Here is a 17,318-nt window from a genome sequence, read left to right as displayed (position 1 = left end):
CGGCCGTCGAACTGGCTCGCGACCTCAACCCACGGGAATCGGGGTGGCCGCGATGCTCTCGTTGAAGCCATTGACGAATGCATGCTCGCCCGCGCCGGGGTTGTCGCGCAGCGGGCGTGCCGCTTCGACCAGCACTTCCTCGGCATCGGTAGCGAGCGCCGCCATGGTTTGCTCGATGAAGGCGTCCAGCGGCATCGCGCGCGGGTCGTCGCTCTTGTGGATCAGGTCGGTGTTGACCCAGGGTGGCGCGATTTCCTGCACGCGTACCGAGGTGTGGCGCAGCATGAAGCGCTGCGACAGCGCGTACGAATGCAGCGCCGCCTTGGTGGCCGAGTAGACCGCGGTGTTGGCGAGCGGCACATAGGCCAGCACCGACGTGTTGTGGATCACGACCGAGCGCGGCTGGCGCTTCAGGTGTTCGATCAGCGCCGAGGTCATGCGGATCGGGCCGAGCAGGTTGGTGGTCACGGTGGCCTGCATCGTCGCTTCGTCGATAGCCGCGTCGGCCTGGTCGAAGGGCATGATGCCGGCATTGTTGATCAGCACATTCAGCTTCGGAAACCGCGCGGTCAGTTCGGTTGCCGCCTTGGCGACACTGTCGGCGTCGGCGATATCGAGCTCGATCGCGGCCATGCCCGGGTTTGCCTTGGTCACCTCGTCGAGCAGATGCTTGCGGCGGCCGCCGATGATCACCTGGTTGCCGAGCCTGTGAAACGCCTCGGCCAGGCCGCGGCCGATGCCCGAGGTGCCACCGGTGATGAAAATGGTGTTGTCCGTGAGTTGCATGTCGATGTCCTGTGTCGGTAATCGATAATCGGTGATGGTTGAGCCTGCCGGCTGGCCCGACGTCATCAGTCTTGGCGATGCCATTGGTGTTCGGCGCGTTGCCGTCAGAGGTCATTCTGGTCGAAACCGGCGATGGCTCAAATGACCAAAAAGCAGCAATAAGGGACATCGACAAGGGCCGGGCGGAAAGGCGAGTCGGCCGCTACAATGGCCGTCGTCGAATCGACGAAACCTCCAATAGGGACATCATGAGCGCGCGTATTGGCCTGGTCGTCTATCCCGGCTTTCAGATCCTCGACATGGCGGCACTGACCGTGTTCGAGTTGGCGAACGAGTTGTCGCAGCACCGCCACTACGACATTGCCGTGGTGTCCGCCGAAGGCGGGATGGTGTCCGGTTCTTCCAGCGTCAAGGTCGAGGCCCGGGCAGTCGGCCGGCGGCACTACGACACTTTGCTGATCGCCGGTACCACCACCGGCGCGCCTCGGGAGCCCGAGCTGATCGCGCAATTGCGGCGCGCCGCGCCGCGCGTTCGCCGGCTCGCCAGCATCTGCACCGGCGCTTTCATCCTCGCCGAGACGGGGCTGCTGGATGGGCGTCACGTGACGACGCACTGGGCGTTGGCGCACGAGCTGCAACAGCGATTCCCCGCAGTACACGTCGATGAGGACAAGATCTTCGTCAACGACGGGCCGGTCTGGACCTCGGCGGGCATGACGGCCTGCGTCGATCTGGCGCTGGCCCTGGTGATAGCCGATCTCGGCGATGCGCTGGCCAAGTCGATCTCGCGGATGATGGTGGTCCACTACCGCCGCACGGGCGGGCAGTCTCAGTTCTCCACGCTGGCCGCGCTCGAACCGAAGTCGGACCGCGTCCGGCTCGCCCTCGACTTCGCGCGCGAACATCTGCATGAGCCGCTATCGGTGGAACAGCTGGCCGAGCACGTGCACTGGAGCAAGCGGCATTTCAGCCGGGCATTCCAGGCACAGACGGGCATGTCGCCCGCCAAGGCGATCGAGAAGCTTCGGCTCGAGGCCGCCCACGCGCTGATCGAGGCAGGCGAAACGTCGATCGGGAGAGTCGCATCGCAAACGGGATTCGGCGATGAGGAGCGGATGCGGCGCGCCTTCCTGCGCTCGCTCGGCAGGCCGCCGCAGGCGCTGGTACGGGAAGCGCGGGCGCGGCACCTTGGCGAACGGACTTCGCGGACAATACAGTCCCGACACATGGAGGCAATTCAATGATCACCGCACACGTCTTCATCGCCACCAGCCTCGATGGCTTTATCGCGCGCCGCGATGGGGACATCGACTGGCTTCTGCAGCGCGACGATCCGAGCGAGGACCATGGCTATACGGATTTCATCGCGGACAAGGATTGCATCGTGATGGGACGCGGCAGCTATGAAAAGGTGCAGACCTTCGACCCGTGGCCCTACGACCGGCCGGTGCTGGTGCTGTCGAAACAGCTGGCCGGTACGCCGGTGCCCGAGGCGCTGAAGGGCAAGGTCCGCTTCGCCGATCAAACGCCGAAGGAAGCGATGGCGGCACTGGCGCGCGAGAACGTGCGCCGCGTCTATGTCGACGGCGGTCAGCTGGTGCAGTCGTTCCTGCGCGAGGGCCTGATCGCGGACATGGTGATCACCACGGTGCCGGTGCTGATCGGCGCGGGAAGGCCGTTGTTTGGCGAACTTCCGCACGACATCGACCTTGCGCTGGTATCGAGCCGCAGCTTTCCTTCGGGGCTGGTGCAGTCGACGTATCGGGTGGTGTCTTGAATTGATCGAACGAGCATAAAAAACGCCCGACTCGCAGAGCGGTCGGGCGTCTCGCCTCGTTGGAACGGGCTGCCGTGCTACGGCGCCGCGCGATCAAACATCGATATTGCGCGCCACCAGTGCATTCGACTCGATGAAGTTGCGACGCGGTTCCACCTCGTCGCCCATCAGCGTCGTGAAGATCTGGTCGGCGGCGATCGCATCCTCGATCTGGACCTTCAGCAGGCGGCGCTGCGTGACATCCAGCGTCGTTTCGAACAGCTGCTCGGGGTTCATCTCGCCCAGACCCTTGTAGCGCTGACGGGACACGCCGCGTTCGGCTTCCGACAGCAGCCATTGCATCGCGCCGTGGAAGTCGTTGACGGTCTGCTCCCGCAGCTTTTCGCCCTCGCCGCGGCGGACCTTGGTGCCGACCGGGATCAGGCCCTGGAAGGTCTTGGCGGCGAGCGCCAGCGCGGCGTAGTCTGCGCCGTGCACGAAATCGGAATCGATGTGCGACAGGCGCACGTTGCCGTGATGGCGGCGGGCCACCATCAGGCGGTGCTTCTCGTTCTTCTCGTCGAACTGCGCGTAGACGTCGGCGGTGCCGTCGTCATTGACCGCGGCGCCGTTCAGGCGCTTGGCGTGCATTTCCGACAGCTTGGCCTTCAGCGCGCGGGCCGAGGCTTCGGCGGCTTCGGCCGAGTCGAGGTTCAGTTCGACGCCGTCGGCGATCGCACGCAGCGCGTCGCTGTCGACCACCCGCGACAGGCGGCCGATCACCGCCTCGGCGAGCTGGTACTGGCGCGCCAGTTCGGTCAGCGCGTCACCGGCGATCTCGCTGCCATCGGGGCGCAGCAGGCCGGCCTTCTCCATCGCCAGGCGCAGCATGTACGCGTTCAGCTCGTTGTCGTCCTTGATATAGCGCTCGTCCTTGCCGTGCTTGACCTTGTACAGCGGCGGCTGTGCGATATAGACATAGCCGCGCTCGATGATGTCCGGCATCTGCCGGTAGAAGAAGGTCAGCAGCAGCGTGCGGATGTGCGAGCCGTCGACGTCCGCATCGGTCATGATGATGATGCGGTGATAGCGCAGCTTGTCGAGGTTGTAGTCGTCCTTGCCGATGCCGGTGCCCAGCGCGGTGATCAGCGTCAGCACTTCCTGGCTCGACAGCATCTTGTCGAAGCGCGCGCGCTCCACGTTCAGGATCTTGCCCTTGAGCGGCAGGATCGCCTGGAACTTGCGGTCGCGGCCCTGCTTGGCCGAGCCGCCTGCGGAGTCGCCCTCGACCAGGAAGAGTTCGGACAGCGCCGGATCGCGTTCCTGGCAGTCGGCGAGCTTGCCGGGCAGGCCCATGCCGTCGAACGCGCCCTTGCGGCGGGTCATTTCACGGGCCTTGCGCGCGGCTTCACGCGCGCGCGCGGCGTCGACGATCTTGCCGCAGATGATCTTGGCGTCGTTCGGCGTTTCCAGCAGGAAGTCGCCCAGCGCCTTCGATACCAGTTCCTCGACCGGCAGCCGCACTTCCGACGACACCAGCTTGTCCTTGGTCTGCGAGCTGAACTTGGGCTCGGGCACCTTGACCGACAACACGCAGGACAGGCCTTCGCGCATGTCGTCGCCGGTGGTCTCGACCTTGGCCTTCTTGGCGATCTCGTTTTCTTCGATGTACTTGTTGATGACGCGCGTCATCGCCGCGCGCAGGCCGGTCAGGTGGGTGCCGCCGTCGCGCTGCGGAATATTGTTGGTGAAGCAGAGCACCTGCTCGTTGAAGCCGTCATTCCACTGCATCGCCACTTCGACGGTAATGCCTTCCTTCTCGGCGTTGGCGTAGAAGATATTCGGATGCAGCACCGACTTGGCGCGATTGATGTATTCGACGAAACCCTTGACGCCGCCGGAGAAGGCGAAATCCTCTTCCTTGCCGGTGCGCTGGTCGGTCAGGCGAATATGTACGCCGTTATTCAGGAACGACAGTTCGCGGATGCGCTTGGACAGGATCTCGTAATGGAATTCGACGTTCGTGAAGATTTCCTCGTCGGCGAGGAAGTGGACTTCGGTACCGCGCTTGTCGGTCGGACCGAGCACCTTCATCGGCGAGACTTCCACCGGCTGTCCGTCCGGGCCGCTCACCGTTTCGAGGATGCGGTTCTGCACCGCGCCCTGGGCGAACTCGATGAAATGCGCCTGGCCGTCGCGGCGCACCGTCAGGCGCAGCCATTTGGACAGGGCGTTGACGCAGGACACACCGACGCCGTGCAGGCCGCCCGAGACCTTGTAGCTGTTCTGATTGAACTTGCCGCCGGCGTGCAGCTCGGTCATCGCGATTTCCGCAGCGCTGCGCCGGGGCTCGTGCTTGTCGTCGAACTTGATGCCGTGCGGAATGCCGCGGCCGTTGTCGATGATCGAGATCGAGTTGTCGGTATGGATCGTGACCTGGATTTCCGTGCAGTAGCCGGCCAGCGCCTCGTCGATGGAGTTGTCCAGCACCTCGAACACGAGGTGATGCAGGCCGGTGCCATCCGAGGTGTCGCCGATATACATGCCCGGCCGCTTGCGTACCGCCTCCAGGCCTTCCAGGATCTGGATCGAGGAGGCGCCGTAGCTGTTTTCCTGTTGCGGGTTCTGCTGTTGGGTCATGTTTTCCTACTCACGGCAAATGCGGGGAGCGCGGCGCGCCGGGTCACGACGCGGCCATCGGCCCTCCGCATGGCGGTTACATAAAAACGGCAAAGGGGCGGATCGCCATGATCCTGCCCCTGCTACTGCGGGTCGGTCGCACCGGCTGTTTGCCCGTTGCGAGCGCCGTAGCCTGCCGTTCGATGCTCCGGATTCTGCGTATCTTGCGATCCTTTACCGGAACATCAGATGCGCATCGGCATGACGACGTACTTGAAGTTGTCGTCTTCCGGCACGGTGATCAGCGCGCTCGAATTCGAGTCGCCGAGGCTGACCTGGACCTGCTCGCTCTTGAGGTTGCCCAGCACGTCGAGCAGATAGGTCACGTTGAAGCCGATATCGAGCGCATCGCCCGAATAGTCGAGTTCGAGCTCTTCCTGCGCCTCTTCCTGGTCGGCGTTGGTCGAGCTGATTTTCAGGGTGTGCGTATCGAGAATGCAGCGCACGCCCTTGAACTTGTCGGTGGTCAGGATCGCGGTACGTTGCAGCGCCTGCTGCAGCTTGACGCGATCGATCGCGAAGGCGTTCTTGTAGCCCTTCGGAATCACGCGCTGGAAATCGGGGAACTTGCCTTCGACCAGCTTCGAGATCAGCTCGACGTTGGCGAAGGTGAACTTGATTTGGTTCGCGGCCAGCTGCACCTGCACCGGATCGTCGTTGTCCTCGAGCAGGCGTTGCAGTTCCAGGATGGTCTTGCGCGGGATGATGACTTCCTGGCGTGCGCCGGCGCCCGCGGCTTCCTGTTCGAGCTCGACCGCGCAGTAGGCGAGGCGGTGGCCGTCGGTAGCGACCGCCATCAGCTTCTTGCCGTCGACCACCAGCAGCATGCCGTTCAGGTAGTAGCGGATGTCCTGCTGGGCCATGGCGAAGTGCACCATCGCCAGCAGATGCTTGAACGTCTTCTGCGGCAGCGTGACGCTGGCGTTGAATTCGGTGGCCTCGGCGACCGTCGGGAATTCTTCGGCGGCCAGCGTCTGCAGCGCGAAGCGGCTCTTGCCCGATTGCACCGTCATCCGCTTGTCCGACAGCGACAGCGCGACATCGCCGTCCGGCATCGCGCGCAGGATGTCGAGCAACTTGCGCGCGGCCACGGTGGTGGCCACGTCGTCGCTGCCGACGCCGCATTCGGCGTGCGTGGTGATTTGGATTTCGATATCGGTGGACAGGAAGGAGACGTTGGCGCCGGACTTGCGGATCAGCAGGTTGGCCAGGATCGGGAGGGTGTGGCGGCGCTCCACGATGCCGCTCACGATTTGCAGCGGACGCAGCAGATTGTCTCGCGAGGTTTTGACCAATTGCATTGAATATGTCCTTCGTCGTTTATAGTCAGCGTCCGCCGGGTGTCCTGGACAACTCCAAAATCACTTAGGAATCAAGGAGTTAATGTCGCATTTTACCTCGAAACGGGCGGCTCGGCAAAGCCGGACGATGTGTGGCTCGTCTGCATATTGTGCATGAAAAGCCACGATCCCCCAATATGTGACGGTTGCCCGGAAACCCTTGTCCCGCGCGGGTTTGCGGGTTTCCAGCGGGCCTTTCGCCTCCCCCGGCATCGCGCGGCGCGCAGACCACAGTATGCCAGCCCGCCGAGCCGGTCCCTCAAAATCCGCGACGCCGGGTTTCAACCCTTCAGCGTCTGTTCCAGAACGTGCAGTTCGTGATTGAGCTGGGCGTCCTTGCTGCGCTCGTCGGCGATCTTGCGTACCGCGTGCAGCACGGTGGTGTGGTCGCGTCCCCCGAACAGCTCGCCGATCTCGGGCAGGCTCTTCTGCGTCAATTCCTTGGCCAGATACATTGCGATCTGGCGCGGCCGCGCAATATTGGCAGGCCGCTTTTTGGAATACATGTCGGCGACCTTGATGTTGTAGAAGTCGGCGCAGGTTTTCTGAATGTTCTCTACCGAAATCTGCCGGTTCTGTACGGTCAGCAGGTCCTTCAGCGCTTCGCGCGTGACCTCGATCGTGATGTCCTTGCCGTGGAAGTTCGAGAACGCCAGGATCTTGCGCAGCGCGCCTTCCAGCTCGCGAACGTTGGAACGCAGGTGCTTGGCAACGAAGAAGGCCACTTCCTCGGGAACCGAAACGTTCTCGGCAGCCGCCTTCTTCATCAGGATCGCGACGCGCATTTCGAGCTCGGGCGGCTCGATGGCGACGGTCAGGCCGGAGTCGAAGCGCGAGATCAGCCGGTCGTCGATGCCGGTGATTTCCTTCGGATAGGTATCGCTTGTGATGATGACCTGGGCGCGATTGGCGATCAGCGCCTCGAACGCATAGAAGAATTCCTCCTGCGTGCGGTTCTTGCCCGAGAAGAACTGAATGTCGTCGATCAGCAACAGATCGAGCGAGTGATAGTAGCGCTTGAACTCGTCGAACGCCTTGCGCTGATACGCCTTGACCACATCGGACACGTACTGCTCGGCATGGATATAGCGGATCCGGGCGCGCGGGTTCTCCATCAGCATGAAGTTGCCGATCGCGTGGATCAGGTGGGTCTTGCCGAGGCCGACGCCGCCATACAGGTACAGCGGGTTGTACGACTTGCCGGGATTGTTGGCGACCTGGATCGCCGCGGCGCGCGCGAGCTGGTTCGCCTTGCCGGTGACGAAATTGTCGAAGGTCAGGATCGGGTTGAGCCGCGAGCGCTCATGGACCGTGTCGGCCGGTTGCTGGCCCGGCATCGGTTGCTGCGCGACGCGATAAGAGCGGGCCGCGGCTTCGGCCGGGTCCAGTTGCGGCACGTCGACATCGACCACATCGGCGCCGATCGCCTGGCTGCCGCCGGAGTAGGGGGCCGCTTGCGGGTGGCCCATGCCGGCACCAATTCCGCCATGGATGGCGCCATAGCCGGCCGGCGCGGCCACGCCGGCACCCGGTTGCTCCGGCGCGCCATACATCAGCGCGCCCGGGCCGGGCGCCTGGCCGCCGTGCACGGGCGGCTGGCCCATCGCCTGGCCGGCGCCGTAGGCCGGCGCCAGATGGGCGGCGGGACCTGCCGCGCCCGGGGCGGCCGGATCCTGGGCGGCACCGTATGGGCCGCCCGGATTGCCCGCGGCCGGATAGCCGTTCGCTGCCGCACGCCCCGACGCGGTTGGGTCGAGGACGAAGTGGACGCTCACCTGCGCCTCCCAGTACTCGCAGGCGAGCGCGGTGATGCGCCCCGAGAACTGGCTCTTGACCCAGTCGAGCTTGAAGCGGTTGGGCGCGGCGATGCGCAGCGACAGGGCGTTCTCGTCGAACGCCACCGGCGCCAGCGGCTTGATCCAGGTCTTGAACTGTTGAGGCGTCAGTTCGCGCTCGAGCTGCGCGGCTGCCGCCTGCCAGAAATCTTGCATCGGTTGTTGTTGGGTAGTGCCACGGCCGCGTGTCGTCACGTCAGCAATCTTTCGAGTCCCAATAAAAAAGGGCGCCGCTGTCTCCCGAGTGCCGGCATGACCGCTACCGCAGCTGGCTTGTCGGGTCCCCCGCCCGCCAAGCCGCCTAACCGTCATGTCCTGCACACCTCGGGTTGTGCGTGCGCCACGCAGGCCGTGTTGTGTTTGGACCGGGATTGTACCCCCCGGCCCAAGTTATCCACAAAGGATAAGTCTGTGGACAACTTGTGAAAATTCGGTGGATGACTGTGCACAACTCAGACCGGCGCAGCGCCGCAGTCGGCACTTATAGAAGGCAATCGTTTGATTTAAAAGGGGATTGCTCTTCGCATCACGCCGAAAAAGCGGTGTTTGGGGCACTCGAAAATGTGCATCGCATCACTGTGGACAAGAAAACCGCCGCGATTGCCTGTGCGTGCACCCGTACAGCGGCATCCTCCCACGGCAGCCTTGACAGGCGCGCGGAAAATCCGTTAAATGGCGGGTTCTGCGATGCGGCAGGGGATCACGTATGCGCATCGCCGGGTCTGACCCGCTTCATAAGCGGCGGCGGACCTGAGCACGGGTCGCCCGCGCCAGCCGCGCGGTCATCCCGCCCAGCCTGCGTCGCGAAACCTGTATCGCGACACCCTAGGCCGGCGTCAGGTCAGCTTCAGGACAATCACAAGCGTCGGCAGTACCGCATCCGCGGCGGCCCCATGCGAACCATACGCGGCAGCCACGGCCCCTTCGCGGCCGGGCGTGCCCAGATCAACCAGAGAGTGCAACATGAAACGTACCTACCAACCTTCCGTTACCCGCCGCAAGCGTACCCATGGTTTCCGCGTGCGCATGAAGACCCGTGGCGGCCGCGCCGTGATCAACGCGCGCCGCGCCAAGGGCCGCAAGCGCCTGGCAGTCTAAGGGCCGGGTGACGGGACGGCGGCCCGCCTCGATGCAGCCGGCAAGCGCCGGCGCATGAGCGCGGTGCCCGGCGCGGTCGAGTCCCGGCCGACGCCCTTCGCCGTTGTCCCCTGTGCCTTGCCCCGAGGACGGCCCGGCAACGCGTGCCAGCCCAGTCTGACCAGCGTGCCGACCCATGCCTTTCCTAAAGCCGCGAGGCTCACAAAGACGGATGAGTTTTCATCCGTTTTTGCTTTGCGCCCGCGGCGCCGCAGCGCCCATTTCGTGCTTTATGTCCGCGCCAACGGCCAGCCGCAGGGGCGGCTGGGCATCGTGGTCGGCAAGAAGTTTGCGCCGCGCGCCGCCGAGCGTAATCTGGTGAAGCGCATGGTGCGGGAACTGTTCCGCCAGCGGCAGGACCAACTGGTCGGCCGCGACGTGTTGCTGCGATTGCAGGCCAAGTTCCCGCGCACCGAATTCCCCAGCCGCCGCGCAGTCCGGCTGGCCTGCCAGGCCGAACTGGTCGAGCTGATGGAAGTCGCCGCCCGGCCCCTGCCGTCCGCTCCGCCCGCTGCGCTCACCTCGCCTTCCGGCGCCTGATCGAGGGCACCGACATGAAGCCTATCCTGCTTGCCCTGCTGCGCTTCTACAAGATCGCGCTGAGTCCTTACCTGGGCTCGCAGTGCCGCTTCATGCCGACCTGTTCCAACTACGCCCGCGAAGCCATCATCGGTCATGGCGCCGCGCGCGGCAGCTGGCTGGCCGCCCGCCGGCTGTGCCGTTGCCATCCCTTCGCGCAAGGCGGGTATGATCCGGTGCCGCCCTCGCGCGATGCCGCCCGCCCGTCGGTCAGCGTCCGGCTGCCCAGACCCTGAATTCCCAGATACAGCGAGACATGGATATCAAACGCACCATCCTCTGGGTCATCTTCTCGATGTCCCTCGTGCTGCTCTACGACAATTGGCAGCGCGCCAACGGCCACGCCTCGATGTTCTTCCCGAGCGCCTCGCAACCCGCGGCCACCGGCACGCCGGCGAGCGCGCCGCAGGCCCGCAGCGACGTGCCGAAGGCGGTTGGCGGCGCATCCCCGACCGGCGCCCCGGCGGCCGCGCCGCAGGCCCCCGCACCGGCCGGCGAGAAGATCGTGATCACGACCGACGTGGTCCGCGCCGAGATCGATACCGCGGGCGGCATCCTGTCTCGTCTCGAACTGCTGCGCCACAAGGACGAGGCGGGCAATCCGGTCGTGCTGTTCCAGCGCAGCGCCGCGCATACCTATATGGCGCGCTCGGGCCTGATCAATGGCGACCTGCCGAACCACACGACGGTGTTCGCCGCCGCGCCGGGTCCGCGCGACCTGGGCAACGCCGGTTCGCTCGACGTCGTGCTGACCGCCGAGAAGGACGGCGTGCGCTTTGCCAAGACCTACCGCTTCCAGAAGGGCAGCTATGTGGTCGCGACGCGCTTCGACGTGACCAACAACCGCGCGCAGCCGGTCTCGCCGACGCTGTACATGGAACTGGCGCGTGACGGCAGCCATGTCGAGCAGTCGCAGTTCTACAGCACCTTCACCGGCCCGGCGGTCTACACCGACGCGGACAAGTACCACAAGATCAGTTTCGAAGACATCGCCAAGGGCAAGGTCACGCTGCCCGGCGCGTCGGACAACGGCTGGGTCGCGATGGTGCAGCACTACTTCGCCTCGGCCTGGCTGCCGCAGACCGGCAAGCAGCACAGCTTCTACGTCGAGCAGATCGACCCGAACCTGTATCGCGTCGGCGTGCAGCAGCCGCTGGGCGAGATCGCGCCGGGCGCGACGGTGTCGACCGACGCGCGCCTGTTCGCCGGTCCGCAGGAAGAGCACATGCTCGAGCAGATCGCGCCGGGCCTGGAGCTGGTCAAGGACTATGGCTGGCTGACCATCCTGGCCAAGCCGCTGTTCTGGCTGCTCGAGAAGCTGCACGGCATCCTGGGCAACTGGGGCTGGTCGATCATCGCGCTGACCGTGCTGATCAAGCTGGTGTTCTTCCCGCTGTCCGCGGCTAGCTACAAGTCGATGGGCAAGATGAAGGACCTGCAGCCGCGCATGACGTCGATCCGCGAGCGTTACAAGAACGATCCGCAGAAGATGAACCAGGAGATGATGGCGCTGTACCGCACCGAGAAGGTCAATCCGCTCGGCGGCTGCCTGCCGATCCTGATCCAGATTCCGGTGTTCATCGCGCTCTACTGGGTGCTGCTGTCGTCGGTCGAGATGCGCGGCGCGCCGTGGCTGGGCTGGATCAAGGACCTGTCGGTACCCGACCCGTTCTACATCCTGCCGATCGTGATGGCCGTGTCGATGTTCGTGCAGACCAAGCTGAACCCGACGCCGCCGGACCCGATCCAGGCCAAGGTCATGATGATCATGCCGCTGGTGTTCTCGGTGATGTTCTTCTTCTTCCCCGCCGGCCTGGTGCTGTACTGGGTGGTCAACAACATCCTGTCGATCGCGCAGCAATGGCAGATCAACCGGATGCTGGGCAAAGGCAAGACTCCGGCGCCGGCCAAGGGCTGAGCCCGACCGGCACCTCGCCGCGACAAGGCCCGACGCGAAGGCGTCGGGCTTTTTCTTTGGGTGGCCGCGGGACCCGAAGACGACCATGCGCCGCTTCAAGCGAGGCCGTTTCCTACACTGTAGCCAGGTGAATTGACAGCGGGCCGGCGCGAGCCACCGGCTCCAATATGGCGACATGGGCACCCTCACACTGAAACGCCGGATGCGCGCGCTCGACGCCTTTGTCGCGTTGGCCGCCGCCGATCTGCAGCGCATCGCCGACGCGCTGCGTGCGCTGGACCGCCGTGACCGGCCCGACGACCTGCATGCCCTGCGCGTGGCGGTCCGCCACCTGCGTGCGGTGCGCTGGGTCTTTGCCCCCGCGCTGCCGGGAACGGTGGCGGCGCGCTGGCGCATCGTGCTGCGCGACCTGATGCGCGCCACCGGCCCGGTACGCGATTGGGACGTCTTGATCGCCGACACGCTGCAGCCGGCGGTATCGCGCCAGCCGGGCGATCCGGTACTTCTGGCGCTGCTCGACAGTGCGCAGTCCAGGCGGGAGGCGGCGCGGGCGACGCTGATGACGGTTCTGCACGCCCTGCGCAGCCAGACCTTGCCGGTGCTCGACGACGATCTGGCCGCGCTGCGCCATCGCGCGGTCGACGGTATCCCGGGCAAGGCCAATGCGCCGCTGGGCCGGCTGGCGCGCCGACGCGTGCGCAAGGCGCGACGCAGCGTACGGGCGCTGAAGGCGCGCTGGCGCGAACTCGGAACCGAAGCGGACCTGGCGCTTGCGCCGGCTGCCGACGTTCTGCACGCGCTGCGCGTCGCCGGCAAGCGGCTGCGCTACGCGATCGAGGCCGTCGGCCCGGTGCTGCCGGGGCGCTACACCGGCCGCGTCCATCGCAAGCTGGTCGCCCGCCAGGCCAGGCTCGGCGCGCAGACCGATGCGGCCAGCGCTCGCAGCCTGCTGTCCGCGCTGCTGTCCGGCCCGGGCGAGGAGCATCCGTTCGAATCCGCGGGGACGGCGGGGACACCAATCGCCGCGGCATCTGCAACGACTGCCATGACCGCGATGCCGCCGCCCCTGTCCCCATCGAAGACTGCCCAACTGGTGACGCCGACGCCGCGTTGATCTGCGACAATACCGCCCTATGACCGCCCAGCCCAGCATCGACACGATCGCCGCCATCGCCACCGCGCCCGGACGGGGCGGCATCGGCGTGGTCCGCGTATCCGGACCCGAAGCCGGCACGATCGCGCGCGCGGTCTGCGGCCAGCCGCTGACGCCGCGCCGCGCCACCTATCTGCCCTTTCTCGACGGCAAGGGCGAGGTGATCGATCACGGCATCGCGCTGTTCTTTCCCGGCCCGCATTCGTACACCGGCGAGGACGTGCTCGAGCTGCAGGGCCACGGCGGCCCGGTGGTGATGCAGATGCTGCTGACACGCTGCCTGCAGGCGGGCCGCGAAGTCGGGCTGCGCCTGGCCGAACCCGGCGAATTCACGCGCCGCGCCTTCCTCAACGACAAGCTCGATCTCGCGCAGGCCGAGGCCGTGGCGGATCTGATCGAGGCCAGCACCGAGGCCGCTGCGCGATCGGCGGCGCGCTCGATGGAAGGCGCGTTCTCGCAGGCGATCCGCGCGCTGGTGGAGCAGGTGATTCATCTACGCATGCTGGTCGAGGCCACGCTCGACTTTCCGGAAGAGGAGATCGATTTCCTCGAGGCGTCGGACGCGCGCGGCCAGCTCGATACGATCCGTAGCGCGCTGGGCGGCGTGCTGGCGCAGGCGCGGCAGGGTTCGCTGTTGCGCGAAGGCCTGTCGGTGGTGCTGGCCGGCCAGCCGAACGTCGGCAAGTCGTCGCTGCTGAACGCGCTGGCCGGCGCGGAGCTTGCCATCGTCACGCCGATCGCCGGCACCACGCGCGATCGCGTGCGCGAGACGATCCAGATCGAAGGCATCCCGCTGCATATCATCGACACCGCGGGCCTGCGCGAGGACGCGGTCGACGAGGTCGAGCGCATCGGCATCGAACGCACCTGGGAGGCGATCGGCCGCGCCGACGTGGTGCTGCATCTGATCGATGCGACCGACTACCTGCAGCATGGCCTGTCCGAAATCGACGATGCGATCGACGATCGCTTGTCCGGTCATCTGCCGCCGGGCGCGCCGATCCTGCGCGTGGTCAACAAGATCGATCTGGCGCCCGCGGTCGGCGCCACTACGTTCGGCGGCAACCGCCCGCACGTGGTCGTGGCCAACGGCCCGAACCCGACCGAGATCTGGATCTCGGCGCGCACCGGCGCCGGCATCGATCTGCTGCGCCACGAACTGCTGCGCGTGATCGGCTGGCAGGCCGGCAACGAGGGCGCCTTCCTCGCGCGCGAGCGCCATCTGAACGCGCTGCGCAGCGCGCAATCGCATCTGGATCTCGCTGCCGAACGCGCCGATCAGCAGGACAAGGCGCTGGACCTGTTCGCCGAGGAATTGCGGCTGGCGCAGGAGCACCTGAACAGCATCACCGGCGAATTCACCAGCGACGATCTGCTGGGCACGATCTTCACGCGGTTCTGCATCGGCAAGTAGGGCCGGTTTGCGCGCTGCCCCCAGGCTGGACGTCAGCCCTGCCCGGCGCCGCGCGTCGTGTCCTTCGCCGCCACCATCAGAATTCCCGCCGCCAGCAGATTCGCCGCCACCGCCGCCAGGATCGGCAGCGTATAGCTGCGGCTCGCATCGAAGGCATAGCCGGCCGCGCTCGGCCCGATCAGCGTGCCGAAGGCCACGCTGGTGTACAGCACGCCGATGATGCCGCCGACGTTGCGGCCGCCGAACAGGTCCATCACCACCGCCGGCAGCACCGCGACCCAGCCGCCATAGCAGGCGCCGAACAGGAAGGCGAACAGCGCCAGCATCCAGAAGCCGGTGGCGACGGCCCAGATCACCAGCGTGAACGCCAGCGCGATCACCGTGCACAGCAGGAAGCGCTGCCGGCCCATGCTATCGGCCAGGCTGCCGAGGAAGAACCGTCCGGCCGTGCTGCCGATGCCGATCACGCCCAGCAGCAGCACCGCGGTGCCCTGCGCGATGCCGAGGTCCTGCGCGTGCGGCACCAGATGGACGAAGGGCACGAACACGCCGAACGAGGCGATCAGGCACGCGGCATAGAGGCTGATGAACTGGCGCGTCCGTACGGCGTCGCCGACCGACACATCGGCCGACGGCGCCGCGGTGTGGGCGTGGGCGGGCAACGGTTCGCCGTCCGCCGCCAGGCCGCGCTCGCGCGGATCGTTCTCCAGCAGCAGCGAGGCGCCCACGCCGAGCACCGCGGCCAGCACGCCGAGCGTCAGATAGGCATCGCGCCAGCCCACGCCGTCGATCAGCAGCGCAGCCAGCGGCGGCATCGCTAGCGTGCCGACACCGATGCCGCTGACGGCGAGCCCCGAGGCGAGACCGCGGCGCTTGACGAACCAGCGCTGCACCGCGCCGACCGCCGGCACATAGGCCAGGCCGACTCCCAGGCCGACGCCAAGCCCGTAGGCCGCGTAGACCTCGACGATATTGCGCGCGACGCTGGCCAGCGCGAGCCCCGCGCCGACCAGCAGCATGCCGGCAATGCACAGGCGGCGCGCGCCCCAGCGGTCGGCCAGCGGCCCGCTGACGATGCCAAGCGCGAAGTAAAGGAAGCCGGCCAGCGAGAACACCAGCGACACCGCGCCGCGCGACGCGCCGAATTCCCGCTGCAGGGGCTCGATGAACGCGCTGAAGGTATAGGCGCTGCCGAAGCCGACGAAGGTCACCGCAAACGCCGCCGCGACGACCCACCACCCGTAGAAAATGCGCTGCTTGACCACCAGTGTCGTCATGTCAGTTCACCGGATGTTGTCGATGCCAATCGGTGGCGCCCTGGAAGGCGGCGCCCGCGCGCACCAGCATCGCTTCGCCCAGATGCGGGGCGACGAGTTGAAAGCCGATCGGCAGCCCTAGCCGCGACAAACCGCCTGGCAGCGTGATGGTCGGATGGCCGGTCAGGTTGAAGGGACAAGTGTACCGTTGCAGCCCGGCGATCAGCGCGGGCTGTTCGCCGAGCGTGCGAACAGCGGCCAGCGACAGCGGCGCATACGGATGCACTGGCGTCAGCAGCAGGTCGACGGTTTGGAGCAGGCCAGCCATGCGGCCGCGCAAGTCGGCACGCCGCAGCAGGATCCGCTGATAGTCCACGCCGGACAGCGCGCGGCCCGCGTCGATCACCGAGGCCAGCACCGCGCCATACTCGTTGCGGCGGGCCGGATAGGTAGCGGCATGCTCGACGGCCGCCTCGACCGCGCAGTTGGCGGCCCAGTCGTCGGTCAGCGCGCTGCCCGCACGCATCGCGTCCGGAACGCGGACGTCGACCACGGTCGCGCCGAGCGCCCGCAAGACCTCCGTGGCAGCGCAGACAACGGCCTGGACTTCGGCATCGACGCCGTCGCCGTTCCAGTCCGCATCGACGCCGATGCGGACGCCGCGCAGCTCCGAGGTCATCGCGCCAACGTAGTCTGGCACCGGCTCCTGCAGAGCGGTCGGGTCATGCGCGTCGGCGCCTGCGATGACCTGCAGCAGCAGGCCGGCATCCGCCGCGCTGCGCGCCATGGTGCCGACATGGTCTAGCGACGGCGCCAGCGCAAACACGCCATGCCGGCTGACGCGGCCCCACGTGGGCTTCAGCCCGGTCACGCCATTGGCGGCCGCCGGCCAGCGGATCGAGCCGCCGGTATCCGACGCGATGGCGCCATGGCAAAGCCCGGCCGCCGTCGCCACGCCGGCGCCGCTCGACGAGATGCCCGGCCAGTAGTCGGCGTGCCACGGGTTCAGCGGCGCAGTGACCGAGGGGTGATGGTCCGAATACGCGCCTTCGGTCAGTTGCAGCTTGCCCAGCAGCACCGCGCCGGCGTCCCCAAGCCGCCGTACCACGGTGGCGTCCCGGTCCGGACGGAATTCGCGATGGATCGCCATGCCGGCGGCGGTCGGCACCCCCTCGGTCCAGCACAGGTCCTTGATGCCGATCGGCATGCCGTGCAGCGGACCGCGGTATCGGCCGGCAGCGATCTCGGCCTCGGCGGCTTCCGCCTGGGCCATCGCCGCGTCGGCCATCACCAGGGCGTAGCTGTGCAGTGCGCCGTCGAGCGCGGCGATGCGATCGAGCTGGGCGCGTACCACGGCAGTCGGCGAGATCTCCCGGCGCCGGATTCTTGCAGCCAATTCGATCATCGAGAGGAAGTGCCAATCGGAAACCATGATTCGCTCGTATGGAGAAAGGTTAAGTAGAAT

Annotated in this window: 14 protein-coding genes; 8 read left to right on the top strand and 6 right to left on the bottom strand. The window is 66.4% G+C overall.

What is annotated here, in order from left to right; genetic code table 11:
* Positions 1-24 precede the first annotated feature (24 nt).
* A complete protein-coding gene (locus F7Q96_RS19355; protein WP_053822924.1) occupies positions 25-786 on the bottom strand; it encodes an SDR family oxidoreductase in 762 nt (253 codons plus the stop codon).
* 248 nt (positions 787-1,034) lie between these two features.
* Here F7Q96_RS19355 and F7Q96_RS19350 point away from each other — a divergent pair, with 248 nt between their 5' ends.
* Positions 1,035-2,030 (top strand): GlxA family transcriptional regulator, encoded by a 996-nt coding sequence (locus F7Q96_RS19350; RefSeq protein ID WP_151023154.1) that lies wholly within the window; start codon positions 1,035-1,037, stop codon positions 2,028-2,030.
* On the top strand, positions 2,027-2,563 hold the full coding sequence (locus tag F7Q96_RS19345; protein WP_053822926.1) for a dihydrofolate reductase family protein: 537 nt from the start codon (positions 2,027-2,029) through the stop codon (positions 2,561-2,563). Before F7Q96_RS19350 ends, F7Q96_RS19345 begins: the two co-directional genes overlap by 4 nt.
* A 93-nt stretch (positions 2,564-2,656) precedes the next feature.
* On the opposite strand, the gene gyrB is transcribed toward F7Q96_RS19345, so the two are convergent.
* The 3 genes from gyrB to dnaA form a co-directional block, all read right to left on the bottom strand.
* Positions 2,657-5,182, bottom strand: a complete 2,526-nt coding sequence (gene gyrB / locus F7Q96_RS19340; protein WP_053822927.1) for a DNA topoisomerase (ATP-hydrolyzing) subunit B — start codon at positions 5,180-5,182, stop codon at positions 2,657-2,659.
* A 224-nt stretch (positions 5,183-5,406) separates the two neighbouring features.
* Complete coding sequence (gene dnaN, locus F7Q96_RS19335; protein WP_053822928.1) at positions 5,407-6,522, bottom strand: DNA polymerase III subunit beta; 1,116 nt, start codon at positions 6,520-6,522, stop codon at positions 5,407-5,409.
* A 320-nt stretch (positions 6,523-6,842) separates the two neighbouring features.
* On the bottom strand, positions 6,843-8,552 hold the full coding sequence (dnaA, locus tag F7Q96_RS19330) for a chromosomal replication initiator protein DnaA (protein WP_053820818.1): 1,710 nt from the start codon (positions 8,550-8,552) through the stop codon (positions 6,843-6,845).
* An 807-nt stretch (positions 8,553-9,359) separates the two neighbouring features.
* On the opposite strand from dnaA, the gene rpmH reads away from it, so the two are divergent.
* The 6 genes from rpmH (at position 9,360) to mnmE (ending at position 14,597) form a co-directional block, all read left to right on the top strand.
* Entirely contained in the window at positions 9,360-9,494 is a 135-nt protein-coding gene (gene rpmH, locus F7Q96_RS19325) for a 50S ribosomal protein L34 (RefSeq protein WP_006578231.1), read from the top strand.
* Between the two features lie 165 nt (positions 9,495-9,659).
* Positions 9,660-10,073: a ribonuclease P protein component gene (gene rnpA, locus F7Q96_RS19320; protein WP_151023152.1), complete on the top strand. Its 414-nt coding sequence runs from the start codon at positions 9,660-9,662 to the stop codon at positions 10,071-10,073.
* Positions 10,074-10,087: 14 nt separating this feature from the next.
* Positions 10,088-10,348, top strand: coding sequence for a membrane protein insertion efficiency factor YidD (yidD, locus tag F7Q96_RS19315; RefSeq protein ID WP_053820820.1), 261 nt, complete (start codon positions 10,088-10,090; stop codon positions 10,346-10,348).
* 20 nt (positions 10,349-10,368) lie between these two features.
* Positions 10,369-12,030 (top strand): membrane protein insertase YidC, encoded by a 1,662-nt coding sequence (gene yidC, locus F7Q96_RS19310; protein WP_053820821.1) that lies wholly within the window; start codon positions 10,369-10,371, stop codon positions 12,028-12,030.
* 175 nt (positions 12,031-12,205) lie between these two features.
* Positions 12,206-13,144, top strand: a complete 939-nt coding sequence (locus F7Q96_RS19305) for a CHAD domain-containing protein (RefSeq protein WP_151023130.1) — start codon at positions 12,206-12,208, stop codon at positions 13,142-13,144.
* A 19-nt stretch (positions 13,145-13,163) separates the two neighbouring features.
* Complete coding sequence (gene mnmE, locus F7Q96_RS19300; protein WP_053820824.1) at positions 13,164-14,597, top strand: tRNA uridine-5-carboxymethylaminomethyl(34) synthesis GTPase MnmE; 1,434 nt, start codon at positions 13,164-13,166, stop codon at positions 14,595-14,597.
* A gap of 32 nt (positions 14,598-14,629) precedes the next feature.
* Here the strand turns inward: mnmE and F7Q96_RS19295 are convergent, their stop codons facing one another.
* Positions 14,630-15,874, bottom strand: a complete 1,245-nt coding sequence (locus tag F7Q96_RS19295) for an MFS transporter (RefSeq protein ID WP_053820825.1) — start codon at positions 15,872-15,874, stop codon at positions 14,630-14,632.
* A gap of 1 nt (position 15,875) precedes the next feature.
* The gene (locus F7Q96_RS19290) at positions 15,876-17,285 is read right to left on the bottom strand and encodes an amidase (RefSeq protein WP_053820826.1); all 1,410 of its coding nucleotides are present in this window, start codon (positions 17,283-17,285) and stop codon (positions 15,876-15,878) included.
* Between the last annotated feature and the right edge of the window lie 33 nt (positions 17,286-17,318).

It is taken from the genome of Cupriavidus gilardii (assembly GCF_008801915.1).
Lineage (GTDB): Bacteria > Pseudomonadota > Gammaproteobacteria > Burkholderiales > Burkholderiaceae > Cupriavidus > Cupriavidus gilardii.
This window is presented reverse-complemented; position numbering and strand designations above follow the sequence as displayed.

Bases quoted from the DNA above. Each gene is read 5' to 3' on its own strand.
- F7Q96_RS19355 (WP_053822924.1), bottom strand. From the start codon at position 786: ATGCAACTCACGGACAACACCATTTTCATCACCGGTGGCACCTCGGGC.
- F7Q96_RS19350 (WP_151023154.1), top strand. From the start codon at position 1,035: ATGAGCGCGCGTATTGGCCTGGTCGTCTATCCCGGCTTTCAGATCCTC.
- F7Q96_RS19345 (WP_053822926.1), top strand. From the start codon at position 2,027: ATGATCACCGCACACGTCTTCATCGCCACCAGCCTCGATGGCTTTATC.
- gyrB (WP_053822927.1), bottom strand. From the start codon at position 5,182: ATGACCCAACAGCAGAACCCGCAACAGGAAAACAGCTACGGCGCCTCC.
- dnaN (WP_053822928.1), bottom strand. From the start codon at position 6,522: ATGCAATTGGTCAAAACCTCGCGAGACAATCTGCTGCGTCCGCTGCAA.
- dnaA (WP_053820818.1), bottom strand. From the start codon at position 8,552: ATGCAAGATTTCTGGCAGGCGGCAGCCGCGCAGCTCGAGCGCGAACTG.
- rpmH (WP_006578231.1), top strand. From the start codon at position 9,360: ATGAAACGTACCTACCAACCTTCCGTTACCCGCCGCAAGCGTACCCAT.
- yidD (WP_053820820.1), top strand. From the start codon at position 10,088: ATGAAGCCTATCCTGCTTGCCCTGCTGCGCTTCTACAAGATCGCGCTG.
- yidC (WP_053820821.1), top strand. From the start codon at position 10,369: ATGGATATCAAACGCACCATCCTCTGGGTCATCTTCTCGATGTCCCTC.
- F7Q96_RS19305 (WP_151023130.1), top strand. From the start codon at position 12,206: ATGGGCACCCTCACACTGAAACGCCGGATGCGCGCGCTCGACGCCTTT.
- mnmE (WP_053820824.1), top strand. From the start codon at position 13,164: ATGACCGCCCAGCCCAGCATCGACACGATCGCCGCCATCGCCACCGCG.
- F7Q96_RS19295 (WP_053820825.1), bottom strand. From the start codon at position 15,874: ATGACGACACTGGTGGTCAAGCAGCGCATTTTCTACGGGTGGTGGGTC.
- F7Q96_RS19290 (WP_053820826.1), bottom strand. From the start codon at position 17,285: ATGGTTTCCGATTGGCACTTCCTCTCGATGATCGAATTGGCTGCAAGA.